The sequence below is a fragment of the Alkalibacillus haloalkaliphilus C5 genome (genome assembly GCF_000269905.1).
In the GTDB taxonomy this organism is placed as follows: Bacteria; Bacillota; Bacilli; order Bacillales; family Alkalibacillaceae; genus Alkalibacillus; species Alkalibacillus haloalkaliphilus_A.
Map to the genome: position 1 here is coordinate 1 of NZ_AKIF01000164.1, position 6252 is coordinate 6252.

The window sequence follows — 6252 nt, forward strand, 5'->3', positions numbered from 1 at the left end:
TATAAAAAATGAACTGAAATTACGAATTGTCGTCATTAATAATAATGGTGGTGGTATCTTTTCATTTTTACCACAATATGAACATAAACAACATTTTGAGAAATTGTTTGGCACACCATTTAATCCACCAATTAAAGAAATGGTGGAATCACTTAATGTGCGTTATCATTTCGCCGAGTCCAATGAACAATTAGCTAACTTAGTTCGTGAGCCCATTACTGGAATTGAAGTCGTTGAAGTCCAAACAGATCGTGATGAAAACTTTAAATGGCATCAAGATATAAGAGGACATGTCCGGCAGATTATTAATGATTATAAAGGTAAACGTTAATATGTATCATACGATTAATGACAATGCGTATTATGTAAAGACGATTGGCGAAGGTGAACCTTTAGTATTGTTACATGGGTTTACTGGAGCTTCAACGACATGGAGCGAGGTCGTTGAATATTTAAGTGAATACAAAATTGTATTAGTCGATTTACCTGGACATGGGCAAACAGAGGTAAATCAATTAACAGATATGAGACAAGCATGTGATGAACTAAATCAACTTTTTCTTAAAATGGGTCTTACTCATTTTAATTTGTTAGGTTATTCAATGGGAGGACGTACGTCATTAGTTTATACATCGATGTTCCCTGAAACAGTTAAACGGTTAATCTTAGTCGGCTCGTCACCAGGTTTACGAAAAGAAGCTCGTACTCAACGGCAAGAACAAGACGAAAAGTTGGCTAAATATATTTTAGAATCAGGAATCGAGTCATTTGTCGATTATTGGGAATCGATTCCGCTATTTAATACCCAACTTACACTTTCATTAGAAAAACGTAATGAAATAAGACAAGAGCGATTATCACAACACGCTGAAGGCTTAGCGTTGTCTTTAAGGACGATGGGAACAGGCCACCAACCTAACCTTTGGCCTGAATTAGTGAAAATAAATCAGCCAGTTTTACTAATTGTAGGTGAATTCGACGAAAAATTTGTTAAAATAAATGAAGAAATGGTGAAAAGCTTACCAAATGCTAAAATGGATATAGTGGATGAAACTGGACATGCTGTTCATGTAGAAAGTCCGCGAATTTTTGGTAAAATAGTAAGTAGGTTTTTAAACCATACATAACAATGAAGGGGGTAAAACAATGGCAATCGAGTGGGTAACTGAAAGAGAATATGAAGAAATTAAGTACGAAACGCATAATGGTATTGCCAAAATTACTATTAATCGTTCGGAAAAGCGTAATGCTTTTACGCCTTTAACGGTACAAGAATTAATTGATGCTTTTGCATATGCACGTGATGACTCCAAAATTGGAGTGATCGTTTTAGCTGGTGAAGGGGACAAAGCATTTTGTTCAGGTGGAGACCAGTCAGTACGTGGACATGGTGGATATGTAGGAACTGACCATATACCACGTCTTAACGTATTAGACTTACAACGTTTAATCCGTACAATTCCTAAACCAGTAGTCGCTATGGTGTCAGGTTATGCAATTGGTGGTGGACACGTATTACACGTTGTATGTGACTTAACAATTGCAGGTGACAATGCGATCTTTGGCCAAACAGGTCCTAAAGTAGGTAGCTTTGACGCTGGTTACGGTGCTGGATATTTAGCGCGTATTGTTGGTCATAAGAAAGCGCGTGAAATTTGGTACTTATGCCGTCAATACAATGCTGATGAAGCAAAAGAAATGGGACTTGTTAATACAGTCGTTCCAGTTGATCAGTTAGAAGAAGAAACCGTTCAATGGTGTAACGAAATGTTAGAAAAGTCACCAACAGCACTACGCTTCTTAAAAGCTTCGTTCAACGCGGACACTGATGGTTTAGCTGGTCTACAACAAATGGGTGGCGATGCAACATTGCTTTATTACACAACAGATGAAGCAAAAGAAGGTCGCGATGCATTTAAAGAAAAGCGTAAACCGGACTTTGATCAATTCCCACGTTTCCCATAAAAAGATTTAAATCGCACCAAGCTTTGGTGCGATTTTTCCATACATATAAGTTAGACTTGAAAGGAACGTCAGTAATATGACTGAAATGATAAATTGGCTAACTAAAAGAGCGGAGTTATCTCCGAATAAACAAGCCGTTGTCCTAAGGGATGGTACAGCTTATACATTTTCAGATTTGAAAAGTCACGCTAAAAGTGTAGCAAGCTACTTAACGCATTTAGGGATTAAACAAGGTGATCACGTTGCAGTGTTATCTAAAAATAGTTATGATTTTCTAGTTACGATTCATGCTTTAAATTATCTAGGTGTTACAAGTTTTTTAATCAATAATCGCTTAACAGTACAAGAGATTAATTATCAGCTAGAAGATGGGGAAGTTCGTTACTTAATATATGATGAGGATTTGTCAGATCAAGCTGGACAAATTGCACAACAAGCCGTTAAGACAGTGAATATGCAACAATGCCCAAAAGGTAGTCAGGATCACGATATAATGACTGATGATATAAACTTGTTGGCGATATCTCATATTTTATATACGTCAGGAACGACAGGAAACCCTAAAGGTGTGCAATTAACTTACGAGAACCATTGGTGGAGTGCGACAGCTTCAGCATTGAACTTAGGGTTGCACGACCATGACCGCTGGCTGTTAAGCTTACCAATGTTTCACGTTGGTGGTCTATCAATCGTTTATCGTAGCGTAATCTACGGTATTCCGATACATCTACATGATACGTTTGATGTAGAAGCGGTTCATGAAGATTTGATGAAAAATGGTGTAACGATTGTTTCAGTCGTTAGCGTTATGTTGGAGCAGTTGTTAAATCGTTTAGGTGATGATTATTATCCAGAGCAGTTTCGATGTATGTTATTAGGCGGAGGACCAGCTCCTAAAGGTCTGTTACAGCAAGCTAAAGATCAACATGTCCCCGTTTTTCAAACGTACGGAATGACTGAAACGGCCTCACAATTTTGTACGTTAGATGATGAAAATGCATTGACAAAGCTAGGTTCAGCTGGGAAGCCACTTTTTTCGAATCAATTAAAAATTATTGATAATGGAGAAGAAAGGCATGCCAATCAAGTAGGAGAAATTGTCGTTAAAGGCCCCACAGTAACTCAAGGTTACTATAATCGAGACGAAGCTAACCGCGAAACGATTCATAATGGATGGTTGAAAACGGGTGATCTCGGATATTTTGATGAAGAAGGATTTCTATACGTAGTAGACCGTCGTAAAGATTTAATTATTTCTGGTGGTGAAAATGTATATCCAGCTGAAATAGAAAGTGTATTAAAAATGCACCCTAAAGTGAAAGATGCTGGTGTCGTCGGACAAGAGGATGATCGTTGGGGACAAGTTCCAGTAGCATTTATCGTTTTTGAAGAAGCGGTTGATTTTGCTAAACTCGAACAGTTTTGTTTAGAGCATTTAGCAAAATATAAATGTCCAAAAGCGTGGGTGTCAATTGATGAATTGCCACGTAACGCTTCTAAAAAGTTGTTACGTCATCAGTTACAAAAGCGGTTAAAGGAGTGAGAGGATGAACTTAAAGGAAGTCATCGTGCGACAAGTCGGGATGAAGTTGAAGAAACCTTTTCAAACGGTTAATGGCTTAGTTGTTATGCGTGATACGCTTATTATAGAAGCACATGATCAAAATGGTCATGTAGGATATGGTGAATGTGTTGCATTTGCAGACCCTTTCTACACACCAGAAACGACGACGACAGCTTGGGATATGTTAAGGTATTTTTTATTACCAATCTTAAAGAAAAGCAAGATTGACCATCCTAATCAAGTTCATGAAACGTTTAGTGGTATTCAAGGTCATCAAATGGCTAAATCTGGAATTGAAACAGCTCTATGGGATTTACACGCTAAACAACAACAGAAAAGCTTGAAAGAAATAATCGGTGGTCAGTACGATGAAGTCGAAAGCGGAGTCGTTCTTTCATTGACAGATGATTTAAAAGAACAAGCGAAAGAATTTACTAAAAAAGGCTACAAACGTTTCAAATTAAAAGTACAAAAAGGCAAAGAACGAGAAACTATTGAAAGAGCGAAACAATATATCGGTGATGTACCGATTATGTTTGATGGTAATGGTGGGTACGGTCCTGAAGATATGTTGCATTTAAAAAACTTAGATGATTTAAACTTACATATGATTGAACAACCATTTAGACAAGATGATTTTTATTACCATCATCAATTAAAGAAAGAGGTGAAGACGTTAATTTGTCTCGATGAAACCGTTAAATCTGAACATGATGCTTTTCAAGCTATAGAACTAGATGCAGCCGGTTGCATTAATGTGAAGTTAGGACGTGTAGGTGGTTATCAAGTCGCTTTGAACATTCACAACTATGCCAAAGTAGCGGACATGCCATTGTGGTGTGGCGGCATGCTAGAGACAGGAATAGGACGGGCTCACAACATTATTTTAGCTTCGCTAGAGCAGTTTAAGTTACCTGGTGATTTATCTGAGTCCCAGCGTTATTGGGAAGAAGATATTATTGAAAAGCCATTTAAAGTGAAAGATGGTAAAGTTAAAGTACCTACTAAACCTGGTATTGGTGTAAAGGTGCATGAAAAAAGGTTAAATGACCGTACTGTTCGTCAGTTTGGATTTGAAATGACAAGTTAATGCATAATTCAAAACGACCTTTGGCACATTAAGTGTAGAGGTGGGGCGAATGGAAAATGAAAAAAGAAAATTTTATGTAAGCATTGAATCAGGTGAGATCTCTGAATACAAAGCAGGTAATAATGATGATTTTATTATTTACGGAGACCCAGAAGAGATTATTGCACTCCGAGAACTTTTCGATGATTTAAAAGGTGCAGAAGGTGCGACAGGGTTTCGAGCTACGATACCTTTTAAAGAGTATCACAATGATGATGAAAATGATTCATATGATTATCATTTTATGAAATGTTACAAAATGATACACCATCTAGGAGATGAATCAACGAGACAACATATAGAAACAATGCCGTTCTACGATCAGTTTGGTAAAATTTCAGATGAACAATGACCTTGACCCATTTTTGGATCAAGGTTTTTTTTGCCTCTTATGAATTCTATTTTTTTAATGTTTAATAAAGGTCTAATAGAGGAATAGTAGTCATATAGATATTAATAAGATTACTAGATTTAATTTATGAGAGGTGGAAATGATGAAACAATTAATGTTTTTATCAATTATTGCATTACTGGTTGTAACTATACCGTTTTCATATAATCAATTAAATGCCGAACATGGTTCATTAGTTGTTTCTGACCAACAGAATCACTTCAGTTTAACCCAAAATAAAAATCAAATGAGTATAACGACTGAAGCGGAGCATGAATTATCACATGAAGACATCGTTTCAGTCATGGATCAATTTATGGATCAATTAGTTCAAGAAACAGCAGAAGATTATCGTGTATTAAATTATGACACAATGGAACAATTGAAAGAGAGCTTTTCTGATTTTGCCTCAAGTCATGTAACCGATCAGTTTGTCGACTATTATTATGAAGAACAAAATGATGGTCTATATATTATTCCAACTGCAACACCACCTTGGTTTATAGATGGTGTGGATTATGAAAAGGTTGAAGTTGAACAAGGACATTATTTAATTAAGCAAAATAATGAAACGGAATTCGATGGAGAATATACAATTGTTATTGAGCTACAATTGAAGGATGGAGGGCAACCGTATATAATGGATATACAGTACGAATAGACAAAAATATAATAAAGGAACGTGTTCTAGTGGAAGTATTTAAAGACTACTACCAAAATACAGTAAAATTCGTGAAAAATGAGATGCACTTTTCAAATCAACCTAAACATGTCTGGGTTATTACTAAACATAAAGGACAATGGCTGTTAACGAAGCATAAAAACAGAGGAATTGAATTTCCTGGTGGAAAAGTAGAACAGGGAGAAAGTGCTGAGCAAGCTGCTAGAAGAGAAGTGTATGAAGAAACTGGTGGCATTGTGAAAGAGTTGCATTTCGTAGGGCAATATTATGTCGATGGTAAAGGTGGAGACATAGTTAAGAACGTTTATTTTGCTCAAGTTGAAGAACTTGAAGAACGCCCACATTACTACGAAACTGAAGGTCCTATGATGTTAGATGACATACCGAAAAATGTTAAAAAGGATCATCGTTTTAGCTTTATGATGAAAGATGAAGTGTTACAAATTGCGATTAAGGAAGTCAAAAGTTTATAAATGGCAAAAATAAAACCGTCTCGTGATGATCACGAGACGGTTTGTTTA

Annotated in this window: 7 protein-coding genes and 1 pseudogene; all 8 read left to right on the top strand. The window is 36.5% G+C overall.

Annotation, left to right across the window (positions count from 1 at the left end; genetic code table 11):
* Positions 1-331 (top strand): annotated as a pseudogene (locus A194_RS18605) (2-succinyl-5-enolpyruvyl-6-hydroxy-3-cyclohexene-1-carboxylic-acid synthase); the annotation flags it as partial.
* Entirely contained in the window at positions 309-1127 is an 819-nt protein-coding gene (menH, locus tag A194_RS0113960; protein WP_017187431.1) for a 2-succinyl-6-hydroxy-2,4-cyclohexadiene-1-carboxylate synthase, read from the top strand. The pseudogene A194_RS18605 and the gene menH, both read left to right, overlap by 23 nt.
* 19 nt (positions 1128-1146) lie before the next feature.
* Positions 1147-1965: a 1,4-dihydroxy-2-naphthoyl-CoA synthase gene (menB, locus tag A194_RS0113965; RefSeq protein ID WP_017187432.1), complete on the top strand. Its 819-nt coding sequence runs from the start codon at positions 1147-1149 to the stop codon at positions 1963-1965.
* 76 nt (positions 1966-2041) lie between these two features.
* Positions 2042-3508 (top strand): o-succinylbenzoate--CoA ligase, encoded by a 1467-nt coding sequence (locus A194_RS0113970; protein WP_017187433.1) that lies wholly within the window; start codon positions 2042-2044, stop codon positions 3506-3508.
* 4 nt (positions 3509-3512) lie between these two features.
* Entirely contained in the window at positions 3513-4619 is a 1107-nt protein-coding gene (gene menC, locus A194_RS0113975) for an o-succinylbenzoate synthase (protein WP_017187434.1), read from the top strand.
* A 49-nt stretch (positions 4620-4668) separates the two neighbouring features.
* Positions 4669-5010 carry a hypothetical protein gene (locus tag A194_RS0113980; RefSeq protein WP_017187435.1) on the top strand — a complete coding sequence of 114 codons (342 nt, stop codon included), beginning with the start codon at positions 4669-4671 and terminating at the stop codon, positions 5008-5010.
* A 142-nt stretch (positions 5011-5152) separates the two neighbouring features.
* On the top strand, positions 5153-5710 hold the full coding sequence (locus A194_RS18610; protein ID WP_017187436.1) for a hypothetical protein: 558 nt from the start codon (positions 5153-5155) through the stop codon (positions 5708-5710).
* A 29-nt stretch (positions 5711-5739) separates the two neighbouring features.
* The gene (ytkD, locus tag A194_RS0113990; RefSeq protein WP_017187437.1) at positions 5740-6204 is read left to right on the top strand and encodes an RNA deprotection pyrophosphohydrolase; all 465 of its coding nucleotides are present in this window, start codon (positions 5740-5742) and stop codon (positions 6202-6204) included.
* Positions 6205-6252: the final 48 nt, after the last annotated feature.